The sequence below is a fragment of the Pseudomonas sp. TH21 genome, assembly GCF_016651025.1.
GTDB lineage: Bacteria > Pseudomonadota > Gammaproteobacteria > Pseudomonadales > Pseudomonadaceae > Aquipseudomonas > Aquipseudomonas aylmerensis.
Genome location: NZ_JAEKEQ010000001.1, coordinates 2,835,310 through 2,856,013 on the forward strand (window position 1 = coordinate 2,835,310; position 20,704 = coordinate 2,856,013).

A 20,704-nucleotide genomic window follows, 5' to 3' on the forward strand; every position below is an offset into this window, starting at 1 on the left:
TCGATTGGCAGTCTCAGAAAAGGAGAGGTTGGCCATGCTTTCGGAATTAGAACTTCGCAGTATTATCGAAGGAAGTTTCCTGCCTAAACGGTGCGAATGCACCAAAGCCGAAGATGCCTCGCTGACGATCAAGGTCTATGACGACCGCGACCGTGACCGGGTGGATTTGGAAGTCAAAGGTATCAACGCCGACAAACTCGACAGCAGTCGAGCCTTGTGCAACCTGATCACCGGGTTGCGTGAAGACCTCAAGCACAGCCATGCACCCGCGCTGCAACGAGCAAGTGCGCGCAACCTGTACTAGATCGACGCTTGAGAGTGAGTGACCGAAGACCTGTGGGCCTGGATAAACGCCAGGCCCAATACGGTTTCCGTTGCCACCGCCAGCAGGATCCCCGGGCCTGCATTGCCATTGATCCACTCCCCGAACCCCAATACGGCCAGCACCAGGCAGCCGGCGATAAACCCGCTGGTCAGGGCGCGGCGTGTGTCTGAGGGTGGGGCAAGGCGAGCACGGTAGAACATGAGGCCGATGGCCAGGAACAGCGCGGCATTGCGGCGCGACACCAGCCCGGTGGCGCTGGAATATTCGACACTCCATAACCACAGCAGCAGGTCAGGACGCAGGCCCCAGACAAGTGCAAGGGCGAAGCAGAGCAGGGCGGTGAATGTTGCGAGAGAGCGGAAACTCAACTGCATGGCGAATCCCTTCAGCCGTATGACAAGCCCGCAAGACTACTCCTTCCTGTGCGGGCCTGTCCTGGGTCTTTCACCGGCTCAATTCTGGAAATCGCAGGCTTCGGACATTTTCCGATAGCTCACGTCTTCGACCTTGCCGGCCGTGTCCACAAACTTGATATCCGCCTTGATGACTTTGCAGTCATTGGTCTGGGCCTCGTTCATGGCCAGCACCTTGGCGATGTTCATCGGCATGCCGTAATGGTAGGGCACGGGGGTGACAGTCGCCGTTTGATCGGCAGCCTGGGCCAGGCCCGACACCGCCGCCAGCGCCAGCGCGCCGCCGAGCATTAAAGTGCGCAGTTTCATGGTGGTTCTCCGCAAGTGATTACACTTTCACTCTCGACTTGCGGGATTAACCGTCGATTAATTTTTGCCTGGCTGACAAAACCTTCATAAAGGCTGGATTCAGCCGAGTTGATCACGATACGGCAAATCCGGCCCAGTCTTGCCACACGTCAACGCGGCAGCGCGGATGGCGAAGCCGAGCATCGTGTCGATCTGCGTGCGCGTCAGTTGTTGCAGGCCCTCTACCGAATCCAGGTTCTGCTCGGTCAACCAGGCAATCAAGGCGGCCTGGAAGGTGTCGCCAGCGCCGACGGTATCGGCCATCACCACCTTCTGTGCCGGTTGCGACCAGTTGCCGTGCTGGCGGCTGAAGACGCTGGCACCGTCGCCGCCACGGGTGAGGAATACCAGCTGGCAGCGGTGCTGCAGCCAGCCTTGCAGCACGCTTTCCGGCGACTGGTCGGGGTAGAGCAGGTGCAGGTCTTCGTCGCTGACCTTGATCAGGTCGGCGTGCTTGACCAGCTCCGCCACGCGCTCGCGCCACAGCTGGATATCCGGCTGGGGGTTGAGGCGTACGTTGGGGTCGAGGCTGATCAGGCGCTTGCCGCTTTCGCGCTTGACCAGGCTGAGCAGGGTGTCGCCGATCGGCTGCACCACCAGCGAGAACGAGCCGACATGCAGGCCGCGAATGTCCGCGCCCAGCGCCGGCAGATGGGCGAGTTCCAGCAGGCGGTCGGCGCAGCCTTCGCCGCGGAAGTTGTACTGCGGCGAACCATTGGCGCCCACGGCGACCATCGACAACGTCGTCGGCGCGGCAAACTCCACCAGGAACTGCTCGCTGACGCCTTCATCCTTGAGCACCTGCAGCAAGCGCCGCCCGAGGAAGTCGGTCGACAGCCCGCCGAACAGCCCGGCATCGATGCCCAGGCGGCGTAGCCCGACCGCCACGTTGAACGGCGAGCCACCGGCAATTGCCTTGTAATTGACCTTGGAAGCCTGCCCGCTGGCATCTTCCTCGCTGAAAAAATCAAACAGCGCTTCACCGCACACCAGATACATAGTCGTTCGCTCTTAAAGGGTTGCTACTAGCTGTTGATAGCGCGCGTACGCCTGTTGGTAGGCGCTGACGCTGGCTGCCACCGGCAGGGTACGGCTGGCCGGGTCGACGCTCACGCACCGGTCGCACAGGCTGGCCAGGGATTCGCCGGACTGGCACCACGCCGCCTGGATCGCCGCGCCCAGGGCCGCAGCCTCGCTTTGTTCGGTGCAGATAACCTCGGTATTCATGATATCGGCGACCATCTGCCGCCACACCGGGCTTTTCGAACCGCCGCCGATCAAGCGGATGCGCAGGCTTTGCAGGCCGGTGTGGCGTAGCAGGTCGAGGCCGTAGCGCAGGCCGAAGGTGGTGCCTTCGACCACGGCGCGGCACAGGTTGGCGCGGGTCAGGTTGGTCATGGTCAGGCCGTGCAGGCTGCCGGTGGCGTGGGGCAGGGCGGGCACGCGTTCGCCGTTGAGAAACGGCAGCATGCTCACGCCGTCGGCGCCGATCGGGGCCTTTTCGACCAAGGCGTTGAACGCGTTGAGGTCCAGCTCGAACAGCTCGCGGATTACCCCGGTGGCGTTGGTCAGGTTCATCGTGCAGATCAACGGCAGCCAGCCGCCGCTGGAGGAACAGAAAGTCGCCACCGACGCCTGCGCACTCACGTTGGGTTGGTCGGCGAAGGCATACACGGTGCCCGAGGAACCCAGGCTCATGGTGATCACGCCGGGGGCGATATTGCCGGTGCCGATGGCGCCCATCATGTTGTCACCGCCACCGCTGGAGACAAGCGCGTTGGGGTTGATGCCCAGGCGTTCGGCGATGGCCGGCAGGATCGTGCCCACCGCGTGGTCGGCGTCAATCAGTTCGGGCAGCGCGGCTTGCAGGCGACCGCTGGGGTCGATGTGCTGGAGCAGCGTCACGTCCCATTCACGGGTGCGCACATTGAAGTAACCGGTGCCGGAGGCATCGCCGTATTCCGCCACGGCGCGGCCGGTGAGCCAGTAGTTGAGGTAGTCGTGGGGCAGCAGGATATGCGCGATGCGCGCGAACACGTCCGGGTGCTGCTCGCGGGTCCAGAGCAACTTGGACACGGTGTAGCCCGGCGCGATGGCCACGCCGAGGCGCTCCAGCGAGCCGCTTTCGCCGCCCAGGTACTGCAGCAGACGATCATTTTCGGGTGCGGTTTCGGTGTCGCACCACAGCTTGGCCGGGCGCAGCACCTGGCCGCTGTCATCCAACAGCACCAGCCCGTGCTGCTGGCCGGACACGCCGATGCCAAGGATGTCCTGGCCGTCGACGCCGGCCTGTTGCAAGGCGCGGTGGGTGGCTTCGGTAAAGGCGTCCAGCCACTCCTGGGTGTGCTGTTCGCGACGGCCATTCGCGCCGCTGATCAGTGTGTGCGCCGCAGCGCCGAGGCCCAGCACCTTGCCGCTGGACGCGTCGAGGACGATGGCCTTGGTGCCTTGGGTGCCGCAGTCGATGCCGAGGAACAGGTTTTGCTGGGTCATGAGGGTGTGCTCAGCGGTGTTATTTTTTTGGATTGGCAACCCGGTCCAGTGTGGGAGGGGGCTTGCCCCCGATGGCTGTGGGGCAGTGAAGGATATTTGCCTGACACACCCTCATCGGGGGCAAGCCCCCTCCCACATTTAAACCGGTTTCTTCAGGAGGTTCTGTAGGGTTTCGGTGACGCCGTTATCACGCAAGCTCCCATAGCAACGCTCGAACGCTGCCACAAACTCCGGCGAGTTGGGAATAGCCGTGCCAAAAATCTCTTCCACGCCCAGCAGTCGCTGGCTGATCAGCGCCTCATCACTCACCAGCCCCTGGCAGAATTCCGCACGCGGGTCGGGGATTTTATAGCTCACGCCATTCTCATCCACGCCCTTCAAATACAAGGCCCAGGCCGCGACCACCAGCGCCGCACGCTCGGTCTCGCGCCCATCGGCTATCAGGCGGTTGATGGTCGGCACGGTGAACTTGGGAAACTTCGAGGAGCCATCCGAGCACACGCGCTCCAACTGGTCGGCAATCGCCTGGTTGGAAAAGCGGTCGACCAGGGTCTGCTTGTAGTCGGTCAGGTCGATACCCGGTACCGGCGCCAGGTTCGGCGTGACATCCAGGTCCATGTAGGCGCGCATGTACGCGACGAACAACGGGTCGTTCATGGTCTCGTGCACGAACCGGTAGCCCTTGAGAAACCCCAGGTAAGTCAGGGCCAGGTGGCTGCCGTTGAGCAGGCCGATCTTCATCTCTTCATAGGGCGTCACGTCATTGGTGAACTGCACGCCGACCTTCTCCCAGGCCGGGCGGCCGTTGACGAACTTGTCTTCCAGCACCCATTGCACAAACGGTTCGCAGACCACCGGCCAGGCATCGTCGATGCCGTGCTCGTCGTGCAACTGCAGGCGGTGGGCGGTGCTGGTCATCGGCGTGATGCGGTCGACCATGGCGTTCGGAAAGCTCACATTGGCCTTGATCCAGTCGTGCAGGTCGGCATTGTGCAGCGCGGCAAAGGCCAGCAACGCCTTGCGCGTGACGGCGCCGTTGTGCGGCAGGTTATCGCAGGACATCACCGTGAACGCCGGGGTGCCGGCGGCGCGGCGCTGGGTCAGCGCGGCGCAGATAAAGCCGAACACGGTTTTCGGTGCGCCGGGGTGCGCCAGGTCATGCTGGATCTGCGGCAGGTGGGCCATGAACTCGCCGTTGCTGTCGTCGATGCAGTAGCCGCCTTCGGTGATGGTCAGCGAGACGATGCGAATCTCGGGGCTGGCCAGTTTGTCGATCAGTGCCTGGGCGCTGTCTTCGGCGAGCAGCATGTCGCTGATCGAGCCGATCACACGCACTTCGGTGTCGTCGGTGTCGCCCAGTTCATAGAGGGTGAACAGGTAGTCCTGGCCCGCCAGGTCGTCGCGGGCCTTGCGGTCCTCGCTGCGCAGGCCGACGCCGCAGATGCTCCAGTCCAGGCCTTCGCCGGTGTTCATCAGCGCATCGGTGTAGTACGCCTGGTGCGCACGGTGGAAACCGCCGACGCCGATATGGGCGATGCCCTGGGAGGTGCTGGCAATCGCATAGGCCGGGATGTTCACGTGCGGCGCCAGTTGGGTAAGGTTCTGCTTATTCAGTTTCATCACAACTCTCGCGAAATCAGGCGGCAGCGCGCAGTGGGCGGGCCACGGCTACACCGTCGGTGTCGAACAGATGGCAGTGCGCCGGGTCCAGGTGCAGGTGCAGCGTCTCGCCGTATTGGCTGGCCATGTCGCCCCGGATCCGCATGGTCAACGGCTCGCCATTGGCGGTGATGACGTGGCAGAAGGTGTCGCTGCCCAGGCGCTCGCCGACGTCGGCGGTGACGGTCAGGGAGGTCTGGCCCGGCGTGGCGATTTCCAGGTGTTCTGGACGAATGCCCAGGGTCACCGCGCTGTCCACGCTCAGGGTCGCGCCGCTCAACGGCAGGCTGATGGTGGTGCCTGCGTCGAGTTGCACCTCGCAGCCGTGGCCTTCGACGCGCGTGACCTTGCCCTTGAGGAAGCCCATCTTCGGCGTACCCAGGAAACCCGCGACAAACAGGTTGGCCGGCTGGTGGTACAGCTCCAGCGGCGAGCCCACTTGCTCGATACGGCCGCTGTTGAGGACCACCACCTTGTCGGCCAGGGTCATGGCTTCGACCTGGTCGTGGGTCACGTAGATCATGGTCGCCTGCAGCTCTTTATGCAGGCGCGCGAGCTCCAGGCGCATCTGCACGCGCAGGGCGGCGTCGAGGTTCGACAGCGGTTCGTCGAACAGGAAGATTTTCGGGTTACGCACAATCGCCCGGCCAATCGCCACACGCTGGCGCTGACCGCCCGACAGCTGCTTGGGCTTGCGCTCCAGCAACGGGCCGAGTTCGAGGATGCGCGCCGCTTCGCTGACTTTGCTCTCGACCAGTTTCTTGTCGACGCCGGCCAGGTCCAGGGCAAACGACATGTTCTTGCGCACGCTCATGTGCGGGTACAGCGCGTAGGTCTGGAACACCATCGCCAGGTCGCGCTTGGCCGGGGTTACTTCGGTGATGTCGCGGCCGTCCAGTTCGATGGTGCCTTCGGTGACTTCTTCCAGGCCCGCGATCAGGCGCAGCAGGGTCGATTTACCGCAGCCCGAGGGGCCGACGAAGACCACGAACTCCTTGTCGTTAACTTCCAGGTCGATGCCTTTGATGATCGAGAAACCTTCGAAGCCTTTTTGCAGATTCTTGATTTTCAGGTTGGCCATGATGGGCCTCCGCTTTGAATTTTTTATTGAAAGGCCGTTATTTCACGGCGCCGAAGGACAAACCGCGTACCAGCTGTTTCTGGCTGATCCAGCCAAAGATCAGGATCGGCGCGCAGGCCAGGGTCGAGACGGCGGACAACTTGGCCCAGAACAAGCCTTCAGGGCTGGAGTAGGAGGCGATCAGCGCGGTCAGCGGTGCTGCGTTGGACGAGGTCAGGTTCAACGACCAGAACGCTTCGTTCCAGCACAGGATCAGCGACAGCAATACCGTGGACGCCAGGCCGCCCTTGGCGATCGGCAGCAGCACCCGGACCATTTCCTGCCACAGGGTGGCGCCGTCCAGGCGCGCGGCTTCGAGGATGTCCTTGGGGATGTCCTTGAAGTAGGTGTAAACCATCCAGACCACAATCGGCAGGTTGATCAGGGTGTAGATAATGATCAGCGCGATGCGCGTATCCAGCAGGCCGAAGCTCTTGGCCAGCAGGTAGATCGGCATCAGCACGCCCACCGGTGGCAGCATCTTGGTGGAGAGCATCCACAGCAGCGTGCCCTTGGTGCGCTTGGTCTCGTAGAAGGCCATGGAGTAGGCGGCCGGCACCGAGATCAGCAGGCACAGGGCGGTGGCGCTGAACGAAATCAGCACCGAGTTCCAGGCGTAGCTGAAGTAGTTGCTGCGCTCGTTGATGTGCAGGTAGTTCTCCAGCGTCGGCGTGAAGATGAACTGCGGTGGGGTAGCGAACGCATCGATTTCGGTCTTGAAGCTGGTCAGCACCATCCAGAAGATCGGGAAGAAAATCAGGATCGCGATGGCCCAGGCCAAAGTGCCGAGCAACAGGCTTTGCAGGCGACGGGATTGTTGAAGCGTCATGGCGCGGCCCTCAAGGCTTGTCAGTCAGGTTTTTGCCGATCATCCGCACCAGGATGATCGCCGCGATATTGGCGATGACCACGGCAATCAAGCCGCCGGCCGAGGCCATGCCCACGTCGAACTGCACCAGCGCCTGGTTGTAGATCAGGTAGGCGAGGTTGGTCGAGGCGTAGCCCGGGCCACCGTTGGTGGTGGTGAAGATTTCGGCGAACACCGAGAGCAGGAAGATGGTTTCGATCATCACCACCACGGCAATCGGGCGTGCCAGGTGGGGCAGGGTCAGGTGCCAGAAGATCGCGATGGCGCCGGCGCCGTCCAGGCGTGCGGCTTCCTTTTGTTCCTGGTCGAGGGACTGCATGGCGGTCATCAGCAGCAGGATCGCAAACGGCAGCCACTGCCACGACACAATGATGATGATCGACAGCAACGGATAGTGCGCCAGCCAGTCCACCGGCTCGGCGCCGAACAGCTTCCAGACGGCGGCGAGAATTCCCGACACCGGGTGGAAAATCAGGTTTTTCCAGATCAGCGCACCGACGGTGGGCATGATGAAGAACGGCGAAATCAGCATCACCCGCACGATGCCACGGCCCAGGAACTCACTGGCCTCCAGCAAGGCACTGATCAACACGCCGAACACCACGCTGATCAACAGCACGCTGCCGACCAGCAACAGGGTATTGGTGGCGCCCGGCAGGAAGCCTGAGTCGGTGATGAAGTAGGTGAAGTTCTCCAGCCCCACGAATTGGTTTTCGCCAGGGTAGAGCAGGTTGTAGCGGATCAGCGAAAAGTACAGGGTCATGCCCAGCGGCACGATCATCCACAGCAGCAGCATGGCGACCGAAGGGGTGACGAGGAACCAGCCGGGGTTGGCCAGGCGGCTTTTGCGTGGCGTGTGAGGCGTGGTCGTTTGCACTTGGGCAGTGGTGGTATTCATAGGATCAGGACCAGTCAGGTACATGCAGAACGAGAATCGGAGCGCGGTCAGGGCGGGAGCTGGCTTGCCTGCATCGCCGGCAAGCCAGTTCCCACATAAAGCAGTTACGGCGGTGTGCCGGCTTTATTTGGGATAACCCGCCCGCTTCATTTCACGCTCGGTGGTGGTCTGCGCGGCGGTCAATGCAGCATCCACCGTCTGCTGACCGGTCAGCGCACCCGAGAAGAACTTGCCGACCTGGGTACCAATCGCCTGGAATTCAGGAATGGTCACCAACTGGATCCCGATATACGGCACGGGCTTGAGGGTCGGTTTGGTCGGGTCGGCGACTTTCAGCGATTCGAGGGTCACCTTGGCGAACGGCGCGGCCTTCATGTACTCGTCGCTGTAGGTCGATTTGCGCGTACCTGGCGGTACGTTGGCAATGCCGTCGGTCTTGGCCACCAACTGGCTGTATTCCTTGGAAGTCGCCCAACTGGTGAACACCTTGGCGGCGTCCTTGGCCTTGGAACTGGTCGGGATCGCCAGTGACCAGGAGTAGAGCCACGAGGTGCCCTTGTCGGTCTTCTCGTGCGGGGCAAAGGTGAAGCCGACATGGTCAGCCACTTTGCTTTGGGTCTTGTCGGTGACAAACGAGCCGGCCACGCTGGCGTCGACCCAGATTGCGCACTTGCCGCTGTTGAACAGCGCCAGGTTTTCGTTGAAACCGTTACTGGAGGCACCCGGCGGGCCGGATTTCTTCATGTTGTCGACGTAGAAGTTCAGCGCGTCTTTCCATTCGGGGCCGGTGAATTCCGGCTGCCACTTCTCATCGAACCAGCGCGCGCCGTAGCCGTTGGCCAGGGTGGTGATCAGCGCCATGTTTTCGCCCCAACCGGCTTTGCCGCGCAGGCACAGGCCGTATTGCTCTTTGCTCTTGTCGGTGAGTTTGGCCGCGAATTCGCCGATCTGGGTCCAGGTCGGGTGCTCGGGCATGCTCAGCCCGGCGTCCTTGAACAGATCGGTGCGGTAATAGGTGATCGAGCTTTCGGCGTAGAACGGCAGGGCATACAGCGAACCCTTGACGGACAAACCGTCACGCACCGAAGGGAATACATCATCGAGGTCGTAGGAAGCCGGCAGATCCTTCATCGGTTCCAGCCAGCCCTTGGCGCCCCAGAGTGCGGCTTCGTACATGCCGATGGTCAACACGTCGAACTGCCCGCCTTGGGTGGCGATGTCAGTGGTCAGGCGTTGGCGCAGCACGTTTTCTTCAAGCACCACCCAGTTCAGCTTGATATCCGGATGCTCGGTCTCGAAGGTTTTCGAGAGCTTTTGCATGCGGATCATGTCGCTGTTGTTGACGGTGGCAATGGTCAGGGTTTGCGCGCCAAAGCTGACGGCGCTGAGGGTCATGCATACAGTCATGCAAGAACAGGCAAGCAGAGTTTTTGCTGTGAACTTCATCGCGCACTCCATTTCTGCGCCCAGGGGCTGCAGAAGGACAGTTATTGTTGTTGTGTCTTCCCACGAACGGCCAGGAAGAGTGTGCGTTGATTACAGCCTTCAAATGGGGTTATGACAAATCCTTGGGCGCACTTGCACTGATACTTTTTTGCACTCGCGTTGAAAGCAGCTGAAACGATTCGCCGAGTGTGTCCCCGGGCAGGCGCCGGCTGGCTGGCGATGCTCGTAGACGATTACGCGCAAACCTGGATAAACGCGGCGTTTGTGGGAAGTTCGCCGGCAAGCTGGCTGCTACGGGACCGCGCAGCGCTCGGTTCAGGCCAGGTTCTGCTCGGTGAGCCGCTGCACCGCCAGGCGCCGATAGTGGGAAGGGGTCATGCCTTTCAATTGCTGGAAACGCCGATTGAAGTTGGAGATGTTGTTGAATCCCGACTCAAAGCACACGTCCGTCACCGCCTTGTCGCCATCGGCCAGCAGTTCGCAGGACTTGCTGATGCGCAACCGGTTCACAAACTCGATAAACGTGCGGCCGGTGGCCTGCTTGAACACCCGGGAAAAATACGTCGGCTTCATCCCCAGGTATTCCGCGACTTCCTCCAGCGGCAACTCGCGTGCGTAGTGGGCGAAAATGTAGTCCACCGCGCGGTTGGTGCGGTCCACGCTGTGTTCGTCTGCCAGGTGCGCGGTATTTACCCCCGACAGCAACTGGTAGTCCTCACACGCGCTGAGCACCTCCAACAGAATGAAAAAGTGCCCCAGGCGCGCCATGCCCTGGGCATCCTCGATGCGCTGCATCAGGGTCATGGCCTGGGCGATGGTCTTTTTGCAGCGAAATTCGATGCCGTATTGCGCCCGTTCCAGCAGCGGCGTGAGCGTCTTGAGTTCGGCGAAGATATGGCTGCCGTGCTCGAACAGCTCATCGGTGAAGTTCACCAGCATGTCGCGCTTGGGCACCACTTCGTCTTCCTCGACCTGGCTGATCCAGTTATGCGGCAGGTTGGGGCCGGTGAGAAACAAGCTTTCGGGGTAGAAATTGCCGATGTAGTCGCCGATAAACACCTTGCCCGAGCTGGCGACGATCAGGTGCAGCTCGTATTCCTTGTGGAAATGCCAGCGCACCAGCGGGCAGGGGAAGCCGTGTTGGCGATAGATGATGGACAGACCGTTGTGATCGTCCATCAGCTCGTAGGAAGGGTCGGTGATTCGCGCTGCTCGGGTCATGCTGCCGTCGCTTTATTGTGGTTGCTGCCTGGGATAATGCCCCCTCGCGCGCGACCTCGCCAGCACCGGTGTTCAGGCGAGGCGGTTTTTGGCCTCGATCCACTGGGACATGTACTGCGTACTTTTATGCGCGTGATGGCGCAGCATGCTGCCGGTGAAGTTATCCCGACGATGGGCGGCAAGGTGGCTGCGGCAGTGTTCCAGGCAGGCCACCAGTGCCGGGCCATGCAGGTCCTGGTCATAGCGGCTGGCCAGTAACTGGCGGCCGCGTTCCTGCGCCTGGGTCCAGCGTTCGCGGTCCTGGTACAGGCTGACCGCCGCAGCGGCGAATGCCTGCGCATCCTCGGCGATTACGCCGGGCCAGGGCTGCTCGTCGCCCATGGCTTCGGCGCCGATCGGCGTGGTGATATTCGGCGTGCCACACAGCATCGCATCGGCCAGCTTGCCCTTGATACCGGCACCAAAGCGCAGCGGCGCGAGGCAGATGCGTGCAGCAGTCATCACTTGCAGCGCGTCTTCGGCCCAGTTCATCACGTGGAAGCCTTGCGCCGGGTTGTGCAGGGCCGTGGCCTTGGGCGGGGTGTAGGCGCCGTAGATATGCAACTGGGCGCCGGGCAATTGCTGGCGGATCAGCGGCCACAGGCTGTTTTTCATCCACAGCACCGCATCCCAGTTGGGCGCGTGGCGGAAGTTGCCGATGCTGAGGAAGTGCGCGCGGTCTTCAAACGGCACAAACGCCGCGGTCGGCGGCTGCAGCATCAGCGGGCACCAGTGGAGCAGGGCGGCGGGCACCTTGAACTGCTCGGTGAGCAGGCGGATTTCGACGTCGGAGATCATCAGGCTGATGTCACAACGATAAATCGCGGCGATTTCGCGCTTGGCCAGGTCGGTGTCGGCCATCAACTGGAATTCCTCCCGCAGCGCGGGGGTGAACAGGGCGCTGAAGTCGTCAGTGTCGGGATGGGCCTTGAGGTGCTCCTTGAAGCGCTGCTGGCGCGCGTCCCGCAGGCTTTGCAGGTCGGAGGTCTCAAGCACGCGCAGGGCGTCGGGGCAGCATTTCTCCACGCGCCAGCCGAACTGCTCTTCCATCATGAAACGGTCGAACAGCACGATGTCCGGGGCCAGTTCGCGGATAAAATCGTCGAAACTGCTGTTATTCAGTTCGATCGCGCATTCGCGGATGCCGAGGGCGGGCAGGTCCGCCTTGTGTTCGCCGATGGTCGCCGGACTGCTGAAGGTAATGTCCCAACCTTGTGTCAGAAAACTCTCAAGGATCTGCATCATGTGCCCGCCCGCCGCCGAAGAACGCGGCTCCGGCCAGACATAACCAATGACCAGGACTTTGGTGGCAGGCTGATTCATCAACAACGGCTTCCTTTAAGGGCAGGGCAAAAGCGCGCAATTAAACCACAACCCGGTGGCATGACAATTTGCGTCTGGTGGTAGGTAGCCACGGCACTTTGTGGTTAACTTCGGCCTCTCGAATTCGTTTAACCAAAACCCAGCATAAGGATTCTGTTCATGGCTCAAGTCACCCACCGTGGCAACCCAATCAAGGTTGAAGGCGAGCTGCCGCAAGTCGGTTCCCAGGCTCCGGATTTCATCCTCACCGCCGGCGACCTGTCGGACGCAACCCTGGCGACCTTCGCCGGCAAGCGCAAAGTGCTGAATATCTTCCCAAGCGTCGACACCCCGACCTGCGCGACCTCGGTTCGCAAGTTCAACGCCCAGGCCAATGACCTGAACAACGCCGTGGTCCTGTGCATCTCCAGCGACCTGCCGTTCGCCCAGGCGCGCTTCTGCGGCGCTGAAGGCCTGGAAAACGTGAAAAACCTGTCGGACTTCCGCGACCCGGGCTTCGCCGTTGATTTCGGCGTCTCCATCGCCGAAGGCGCACTGCGTGGCCTGACCGCCCGTGCCGTGGTGGTGCTGGATGAACACGACAAGGTGCTGCATAGCGAACTGGTCAGCGAAATTGGCCAGGAACCCAACTACGAAGCCGCCCTGGCTGTTTTGAAGTAACTGTTTCGGCGCATTACTGTCGTTTTGCAGTAACACGCGTGCTACATGATTGCGGCCTGGCCTAGTCCAGGCCGTTTTTATTTGTCGTTCAGGCGCTTAGCGAAATAGGCAATGGACTAAGGTCAGAAGTTAAAAGTTGTAAGCCCAAGGTAAATAGCCGGTAAAGGCGCTTTTCTTAAAGCGCTCCAGTGCTTATCTTTCAGCCTCCCAAAGAAGAAGCTCTCGCGCCCAATGGTTGATCACTCCATGCAATCCTCCCCCGCAACTCCCGCCGCTGGCTGTTCGGCCTGCTCGTGCTGCTGGTCATCGCCGGCCTGTGCTGGAAATTCTGGCCCGGCAGCCACAAGGAAGCCGACGCGAAAAAACCGGCTGGGCATGCCGGCAAGTCGGGGATGATGCGCCCGGGCTTCGGCGGGTCTACCGGCCCGATCCCGGTGCGTGTGGCGCCTGCGGTGCTGGGGGAGTTCCCGGTGTACTACAAGGCCTTGGGCACGGTGACGGCGCTCAATACCATCAATGTGCGCAGCCGGGTGGGCGGCGAGCTGGTGAAGATCGCCTTTGAAGAAGGGCAGATGGTCAAGGCGGGCGACCTGCTGGCCGAGATCGACCCGCGCAGCTACCAGAACGCCTTGCTCCAGGCCCAGGGCACGCTGATGCAGAACCAGGCCCAGCTGAAAAACGCCCAGGTCGACGTCGAGCGTTATCGCGGCCTGTACGCCCAGGACAGTATCGCCAAGCAAACCCTGGACACCGCCGAAGCGCTGGTCCTGCAATACCAGGGCACGGTCAAGACCAACCAGGGCGCGGTGGACGACGCCAAGCTCAACCTCGAATTCACCAAGATCCGCGCGCCAATCAGTGGCCGCGTCGGCTTGCGCCAGGTCGACGTCGGTAACCTGGTCGCGGCCAACGACACCACGTTCCTCGCGGTCATCACCCAGACCCAGCCGATCAGCGTGGCGTTCACCCTGCCGGAAAACACCCTGGAAACCGTGCTCGCTCGCTACCACGCCGGCAACAAGCTGCCCGTCGAAGCCTGGGACCGTGGCGACGTGAAGCAGCAGGCCACAGGCGTGCTGCAAAGCCTGGACAACCAGATCGATGTCACCACCGGCACCCTGAAATTCAAGGCGCGGTTCGATAACAAGGACCAGGCACTGTTCCCGAATCAGTTCGTCAATGTGCACCTGCTGGCCGACACCCTGCACAATGTGGTGCTGGCGCCGTCGGCGGCGATCCAGTTCGGCAACACCGGCACCTTTGTCTACGTGCTCGACGGTGACAAGAAGGTCAAGGTCCAGCCCCTGGTGGTCGGCGATACCGACGGCGACAACACGGTGATCAAGGAAGGCCTGAAGGCCGGCGACCGTGTGGTGCTCGAAGGCACCGACCGCCTCAAGGACGGCAGCGAAATCGAAGTGGTCAACAACAGCAGCGACGTGCCGACCACCCCCACCGAACACCTGCAGGGCCAGCCGGCAGCTAAAGGGGAGACCGGCGCCGCCGCCGGCAAGGCGCAAAAGGTCGGTTCATGAACCTGTCGCGGCTGTTTATCCTCCGCCCGGTCGCCACCACGCTGAGCATGCTGGCGATTGTGTTGGCCGGCATCATCGCGTATCGCCTGTTGCCGGTATCGGCGTTGCCCCAGGTGGATTACCCGACCATCCGGGTGATGACCCTGTATCCCGGCGCCAGCCCCGATGTGATGACCAGTGCGGTGACCGCGCCGCTGGAACGCCAGTTCGGGCAAATGCCCGGTCTCACCCAGATGGCGTCCACCAGCTCCGGCGGCGCGTCGGTGCTGACCCTGCGCTTCAACCTCGACATTAATATGGATGTCGCCGAGCAACAGGTGCAGGCCGCGATCAACGCCGCCACCAACCTGCTGCCCAAGGATTTGCCGGCGCCGCCGGTGTACAACAAGGTCAACCCGGCGGATACCCCGGTGCTGACGCTCGCGATCACCTCCAAGACCATGCTGCTGCCCAAGCTCAACGACCTGGTCGACACGCGCATGGCGCAGAAAATCGCGCAGATCAGCGGCGTCGGCATGGTCAGCATCGCCGGCGGCCAGCGCCAGGCCGTGCGCATCAAGGTCAACCCCGAGGCCCTGGCGGCCAACGGCTTGAACCTGTCGGACGTGCGCACCCTGATCGCCGCCTCCAACGTCAACCAGCCCAAGGGCAACTTCGACGGCCCCACGCGAGTGTCGATGCTGGACGCCAACGACCAGTTGGTCTCGCCGCAGCAATATGCCGAACTGATCCTGGCCTACAACAATGGCGCGCCGCTGCGCCTTAAAGACGTGGCTGAAATTGTCGACGGTGCGGAAAACGAGCGCCTCGCCGCCTGGGCCAATGAAAACCAGGCCGTGCTGCTGAATATCCAGCGCCAGCCGGGTGCCAACGTGATCGAGGTGGTCGACCGCATCAAGGCGCTGCTGCCGAGCATCACCGACAACCTGCCGGCCGGCCTCGATGTGACGGTGCTGACCGACCGCACCCAGACCATCCGCGCCTCGGTCACCGATGTGCAACACGAATTGCTCATCGCCATTGCCCTGGTGGTGATGGTGACGTTCCTGTTCCTGCGCCGGGTCAGCGCCACGATCATCCCGTCCATTGCCGTGCCGCTGTCGCTGGTGGGTACCTTCGGCGTGATGTACCTGGCCGGTTTTTCGATTAACAACCTGACGCTGATGGCCCTGACCATCGCCACCGGCTTTGTGGTGGACGATGCGATCGTGATGCTGGAGAACATCTCGCGCTATATCGAGGAGGGCGAGACACCCTTGAATGCTGCGCTCAAGGGCGCCAAACAGATCGGCTTCACTCTGATTTCCCTGACCCTGTCGCTGATCGCGGTATTGATCCCGCTGCTGTTCATGGCTGATGTGGTGGGGCGGCTGTTCCGCGAATTTGCCATCACCCTGGCCGTGGCGATCCTGATTTCCCTGGTGGTGTCGCTGACCCTCACGCCAATGATGTGCGCGCGCCTGCTCAAGCGTGAACCCAAGGAAGAGGAGCAGGGCCGTTTCTACAAGGCCAGCGGCGCCTGGATCGACTGGTTGATCGAAGCCTACGGGCGCAAGTTGCAGTGGGTTCTCAAGCACCAGCCGCTGACCCTGCTGGTGGCCATCGCCACGCTGGGCCTCACCGTAGTTCTCTATCTGGTGGTGCCCAAGGGCTTCTTCCCGGTGCAGGACACCGGCGTGATCCAGGGGATTTCCGAAGCCCCGCAGTCGATTTCGTTTGCGGCCATGAGCCAGCGCCAGCAGGAGCTGGCGAAGATCATCCTCGCCGACCCGGCGGTGGAAAGCCTGTCGTCGTATATCGGCGTGGATGGCGATAACGCCACGCTGAACAGCGGCCGCCTGCTGATCAACCTCAAGCCCCATGGCCAGCGCGACCTGAGCGCGGCCCAGGTGATCACCCGCCTGCAGCCGGAAATCGACAAGATGGTCGGCATCCGCCTGTTCATGCAGCCGGTGCAGGACCTGACCATCGAAGACCGCGTCAGCCGCACGCAGTACCAGTTCAGCATGTCCTCGCCGGACGCCGACCTGCTGGCGCTGTGGAGCGACAAGCTGGTGCACGCCCTGAGCCAGATGCCGGAACTTACCGATGTGGCCAGCGACTTGCAGGACAAAGGCCTGCAGGTGTACCTGGTAATCGACCGTGATGCGGCCTCGCGCCTGGGTGTCAGTGTGTCGACCATCACCGACGCGCTGTATGACGCCTTCGGCCAGCGGCAGATTTCGACCATCTATACCCAGGCCAGCCAGTACCGCGTGGTGCTGCAGGCGCAGTCCGGGGAAACCCTCGGCCCTGCGGCGTTGAACCAGATCCACGTGAAAACCACCGATGGCGGCCAGGTGCGCCTGTCCAGCCTGGCCCATGTGGAGCAGCGCCAGGCGCAACTGGCGATTGCGCATATCGGCCCGTTCCCGGCGGTGATGATGTCGTTCAACCTGGCCCCTGGCGTCGCGCTGGGCAAAGGCGTGGAGCTGATCAACCAGGCGCAGAAGGACATCGGCATGCCGGTCGGCGTGCAGACGCAGTTCCAGGGCGCGGCGCAGGCGTTCGAGGCGTCGTTGTCGAGCACCTTGCTGCTGATCCTGGCGGCGGTGGTCACCATGTACATCGTGCTCGGCGTGCTCTACGAGAGCTACATTCACCCGATCACCATCCTGTCCACGTTGCCGTCGGCGGCGGTGGGAGCCTTGCTGGCGTTGCTGCTCAGCGGCAATGACCTGGGCATGATCGCGATCATCGGCATCATTTTGCTGATCGGTATCGTGAAGAAGAACGCGATCATGATGATCGACTTCGCCCTCGACGCCGAACGCAACCAGGGCCTCGACCCGCAGACCGCGATCTACCAGGCGGCGCTGTTGCGTTTCCGGCCGATCCTGATGACCACCCTGGCCGCGCTGTTTGGTGCAGTGCCGCTGATGCTGGCCACTGGTTCCGGTGCCGAACTGCGTCAGCCCCTGGGCCTGGTGATGGTCGGCGGTTTGCTGGTGAGCCAGGTATTGACGCTGTTCACCACGCCGGTGATCTACCTGTACTTCGATCGCCTGGGCCGTCGCTGGCGCAAAGAGCCGCAAAGCCTGGAGCCGGTTGAGTCATGAATTTGTCCGGACCGTTCATTCGTCGGCCGGTAGCCACCATGCTGCTGAGCCTGGCGATCATGCTGCTGGGGGGCGTGAGCTTCAACCTGCTGCCGGTGTCGCCGTTGCCGCAGATCGACTTCCCGGTGATCGTGGTGTCGGCCAGCCTGCCGGGGGCCAGCCCCGAGGTGATGGCGTCCACCGTGGCCACGCCGCTGGAGCGCTCCTTCGGCGCGATTGCTGGCATCACCACCATGAGCAGTTCGTCGAGCCAGGGCTCCACGCGGGTGATCCTGGCATTTGACTCCGACCGCGACATCAACGGCGCGGCGCGAGAAGTGCAGGCGGCAATCAATGCTTCACGCAACCTGCTGCCCAGCGGCATGCGCAGCATGCCCACCTACAAGAAGATCAACCCGTCCCAGGCACCGATCATGGTGCTGTCGCTGACCTCGGACGTGTTGCAGAAGGGCCAGTTGTACGACCTGGCGTCCACCATCCTTTCGCAAAGCCTGTCCCAGGTGCCGGGCGTGGGCGAAGTGCAGATCGGCGGCAGTTCCCTGCCGGCGGTGCGCATCGAGCTGGAACCCAAGGCCCTCGACCAGTACGGCGTGGCCCTGGACGACGTGCGCAACACCATCGCCAACGCCAACCAGCGGCGGCCCAAGGGCTCCTTGGAAGACAGCGAGCGCAACTGGCAGATCCAGGCCAACGACCAGCTGGAAAAAGCCAAGGACTATGAGCCGCTGCTGATTCGCTACCAGAACGGCGCGGCCCTGCGCCTGGGCGACGTGGCGAAGATCAGCGACGGCGTCGAAGACCGCTACAACAGTGGTTTCTTCAACAATGACTCGGCGGTGCTGCTGGTGATCAACCGCCAGTCCGGCGCCAACATCATCGAGACCGTCAGGCAGATCAAGGCGCAACTGCCGGCGTTGCAGGCGGTGCTGCCATCCAGCGTCAAGCTCAGCCTGGCCATGGACCGCTCGCCGGTGATCACCGCCACGTTGCATGAAGCCGAGATGACCTTGCTGATTGCGGTGGGGCTGGTGATCCTGGTGGTCTACCTGTTTCTCGGCAACTTCCGTGCGTCGCTTATCCCGACCCTGGCGGTGCCGGTGTCGCTGGTGGGCACGTTCGCGATCATGTACCTGTACGGATTCTCGTTGAACAACTTCTCGCTGATGGCGCTGATCCTTGCCACCGGCCTGGTGGTCGACGATGCCATCGTGGTGCTGGAGAACATTTCCCGGCATATCGACGACGGCGTGCCGCCGATGAAGGCGGCGTACCTGGGCGCCCAGGAAGTGGGCTTCACCTTGCTGTCGATGAACGTGTCGCTGGTGGCGGTGTTCCTGTCCATCCTGTTCATGGGCGGCATTGTCACCAACCTGTTTCGCGAGTTTTCCATCACCTTGTCGGCGGCGATCATTGTGTCGCTGATTGTTTCGCTGACCCTGACGCCGATGCTCTGCGCGCGCTGGCTCAAGCCGCATGTGAAAGGGCAAATGACCGGCCTGCAGCGCTGGAGCCAGAAGATCAACGACCGCATGGTCGCCGGCTACGCCACCAGCCTCGACTGGGTGCTGCGCCACCGCCGCCTGACCCTGCTCAGCCTGTTGCTGACCATCGGCGTGAACGTGGCGCTGTACGTGGTGGTGCCGAAAACCTTTATGCCCCAGCAGGACACCGGCCAGTTGATCGGTTTTGTGCGCGGTGATGATGGGCTGTCGTTCAGCGTCATGCAGCCGAAGATGGAAACCTTCCGCAAGGCCGTGCTCAAGGACCCGGCAGTGCTCAGCGTGGCCGGCTTTATCGGCGGCAACAACGGCACCAACAACGCGGTGATGCTGGTGCGGCTCAAACCGATCAGCGAGCGCAAGATTTCCGCCCAGGCGGTGATCGAGCGCCTGCGCAAGGATGTGCCGCTGGTGCCGGGCGGGCGCCTGTTCCTGATGGCCGACCAGGACCTGCAATTTGGCGGCAGCCGCGACCAGACCAGCGCGCAGTACTCCTACATCCTGCAAAGTGGTGACCTGGCCGCGTTGCGCCTGTGGTACCCGAAAGTGGTCGCCGCCTTGCGCGAGCTGCCGGAGCTGACTGCCATCGACGCCCGCGAAGGGCGCGGCGCGGCCCAGGTCACGCTGATTGTCGACCGCGACCAGGCCAAGCGCCTCGGCATCGATATGAACATGGTCACGGCGGTGCTCAACAACGCCTACAGCCAGCGGCAGATCTCGACCATCTATGACAGCCTCAACCAGTACCAGGTGGTGATGGAGGTCAACCCCAAATACGCCCAGGACCCGATCACCCTCAACCAGATGCAGGTGATTACCTCCACGGGCGCACGGGTGCCGTTGTCGACCATTGCCCATTATGAAAACAGCCTGGCGGATGACCGCGTCAGCCACGAAGGCCAGTTCGCCTCGGAAAACATCGCCTTCGACATGTCGCCCGGCGTCACGGTGGAGCAGGGCACGGCCGCCATCGAGCGGGCGATTGCCAAGGTCGGCCTGCCGGAAGACGTGATCGCCAAGATGGCCGGTACTGCCGATGCCTTCGCGGCCACGCAGAAAGGCCAGCCGTTCATGATCCTCGGCGCGCTGGTGGCGGTGTACCTGGTGTTGGGCATTCTGTATGAAAGCTACATCCACCCGCTGACGATCCTCTCGACGCTGCCCTCGGCTGGGGTTGGCGCCATGCTCGCCATCTACCTGACCGGGGGCGAGTTCAGCCTGATCTCCTTGCTGGGGTTGTTCCTGCTGATCGGTGTGGTGAAGAAAAACGCGATCCTGATGATCGACCTCGCCCTGCAACTGGAACGCAACGACGGCATGGGGCCGCTGGAGTCGATTCGCAGTGCCTGCCTGCTGCGTTTGCGCCCGATCCTGATGACCACGTTGGCGGCCATCCTCGGGGCCTTGCCGTTGCTGCTTGGCACCGGCGATGGCGCGGAAATGCGCCACCCGCTGGGCCTGACCATTATTGGCGGCCTGGTGTTCAGCCAGGTCCTGACCCTCTACACCACCCCGGTGGTCTACCTCTATCTCGACCGCGCGCGCCACCGTTTCAACGCCTGGCGCGGCGTGCGCACCGATGCTGCCCTGGACACTGCGCTATGACTGACTCAATCAACGCCAACGCACCGCATCCGGTTGCCGTGGCGGACCTCGACAACGCGCCTTGCTCCGCAGGCGCCGGCTTGCCGGCGAAAAAACCCTGGACACCGCGTGTGCCCCGGCTGGGCGCGTTATCGTTGGCGACCTTCGCGAACAA

15 protein-coding genes and 1 pseudogene are annotated in these 20,704 nt (G+C 62.4%); 5 read left to right on the forward strand and 11 right to left on the reverse strand.

What is annotated here, in order from left to right; genetic code table 11:
• The first annotated feature begins 34 nt into the window (after nt 1-34).
• The gene (locus tag JFU04_RS12490) at nt 35-304 is read left to right on the forward strand and encodes a DUF1652 domain-containing protein (protein WP_201144192.1); all 270 of its coding nucleotides are present in this window, start codon (nt 35-37) and stop codon (nt 302-304) included.
• Here the strand turns inward: JFU04_RS12490 and JFU04_RS12495 are convergent.
• From JFU04_RS12495 to JFU04_RS12545, 11 genes are all read right to left on the reverse strand, one after another.
• Nucleotides 301-699, reverse strand: a complete 399-nt coding sequence (locus JFU04_RS12495) for a hypothetical protein (protein ID WP_120448406.1) — start codon at nt 697-699, stop codon at nt 301-303. The two genes, JFU04_RS12490 and JFU04_RS12495, sit on opposite strands and share 4 nt — an antisense overlap.
• Nucleotides 700-777: 78 nt before the next feature.
• A complete protein-coding gene (locus JFU04_RS12500) occupies nt 778-1,047 on the reverse strand; it encodes a DUF2790 domain-containing protein (RefSeq protein ID WP_065906599.1) in 270 nt (89 codons plus the stop codon).
• Nucleotides 1,048-1,146: 99 nt separating this feature from the next.
• A complete protein-coding gene (locus JFU04_RS12505; protein WP_201144193.1) occupies nt 1,147-2,085 on the reverse strand; it encodes a carbohydrate kinase family protein in 939 nt (312 codons plus the stop codon).
• A 12-nt stretch (nt 2,086-2,097) separates the two neighbouring features.
• Nucleotides 2,098-3,579: a xylulokinase gene (gene xylB / locus JFU04_RS12510; protein ID WP_201144194.1), complete on the reverse strand. Its 1,482-nt coding sequence runs from the start codon at nt 3,577-3,579 to the stop codon at nt 2,098-2,100.
• Nucleotides 3,580-3,717: 138 nt separating this feature from the next.
• Nucleotides 3,718-5,199, reverse strand: coding sequence for a mannitol dehydrogenase family protein (locus JFU04_RS12515; protein WP_201144195.1), 1,482 nt, complete (start codon nt 5,197-5,199; stop codon nt 3,718-3,720).
• Nucleotides 5,200-5,215: 16 nt separating this feature from the next.
• Nucleotides 5,216-6,319: an ABC transporter ATP-binding protein gene (locus JFU04_RS12520; protein ID WP_201144196.1), complete on the reverse strand. Its 1,104-nt coding sequence runs from the start codon at nt 6,317-6,319 to the stop codon at nt 5,216-5,218.
• Nucleotides 6,320-6,356: 37 nt separating this feature from the next.
• Nucleotides 6,357-7,187, reverse strand: a complete 831-nt coding sequence (locus JFU04_RS12525) for a carbohydrate ABC transporter permease (protein WP_032886872.1) — start codon at nt 7,185-7,187, stop codon at nt 6,357-6,359.
• Between the two features lie 10 nt (nt 7,188-7,197).
• Nucleotides 7,198-8,124, reverse strand: a complete 927-nt coding sequence (locus JFU04_RS12530) for a carbohydrate ABC transporter permease (RefSeq protein ID WP_065906617.1) — start codon at nt 8,122-8,124, stop codon at nt 7,198-7,200.
• 123 nt (nt 8,125-8,247) lie between these two features.
• The gene (locus tag JFU04_RS12535) at nt 8,248-9,531 is read right to left on the reverse strand and encodes an ABC transporter substrate-binding protein (RefSeq protein ID WP_371920659.1); all 1,284 of its coding nucleotides are present in this window, start codon (nt 9,529-9,531) and stop codon (nt 8,248-8,250) included.
• 354 nt (nt 9,532-9,885) lie between these two features.
• Nucleotides 9,886-10,791 carry an AraC family transcriptional regulator gene (locus JFU04_RS12540; RefSeq protein ID WP_065906623.1) on the reverse strand — a complete coding sequence of 302 codons (906 nt, stop codon included), beginning with the start codon at nt 10,789-10,791 and terminating at the stop codon, nt 9,886-9,888.
• Between the two features lie 72 nt (nt 10,792-10,863).
• Nucleotides 10,864-12,153 carry a glycosyltransferase gene (locus JFU04_RS12545; RefSeq protein ID WP_201144197.1) on the reverse strand — a complete coding sequence of 430 codons (1,290 nt, stop codon included), beginning with the start codon at nt 12,151-12,153 and terminating at the stop codon, nt 10,864-10,866.
• Between the two features lie 159 nt (nt 12,154-12,312).
• On the opposite strand from JFU04_RS12545, the gene tpx reads away from it, so the two are divergent.
• The 4 genes and pseudogenes from tpx to JFU04_RS12565 all read left to right on the forward strand — a co-directional run bounded on the left by tpx (nt 12,313) and on the right by JFU04_RS12565 (nt 20,550).
• Nucleotides 12,313-12,813 carry a thiol peroxidase gene (gene tpx, locus JFU04_RS12550; protein WP_120448412.1) on the forward strand — a complete coding sequence of 167 codons (501 nt, stop codon included), beginning with the start codon at nt 12,313-12,315 and terminating at the stop codon, nt 12,811-12,813.
• A gap of 231 nt (nt 12,814-13,044) precedes the next feature.
• Nucleotides 13,045-14,348, forward strand: a pseudogene (locus JFU04_RS12555) (MdtA/MuxA family multidrug efflux RND transporter periplasmic adaptor subunit).
• Nucleotides 14,345-17,446, forward strand: coding sequence for an MdtB/MuxB family multidrug efflux RND transporter permease subunit (locus tag JFU04_RS12560; RefSeq protein WP_201144198.1), 3,102 nt, complete (start codon nt 14,345-14,347; stop codon nt 17,444-17,446). Before JFU04_RS12555 ends, JFU04_RS12560 begins: the two are co-directional and overlap by 4 nt.
• Nucleotides 17,443-20,550, forward strand: a complete 3,108-nt coding sequence (locus tag JFU04_RS12565) for an efflux RND transporter permease subunit (RefSeq protein WP_065906633.1) — start codon at nt 17,443-17,445, stop codon at nt 20,548-20,550. Before JFU04_RS12560 ends, JFU04_RS12565 begins: the two co-directional genes overlap by 4 nt.
• Nucleotides 20,551-20,704 lie beyond the last annotated feature (154 nt).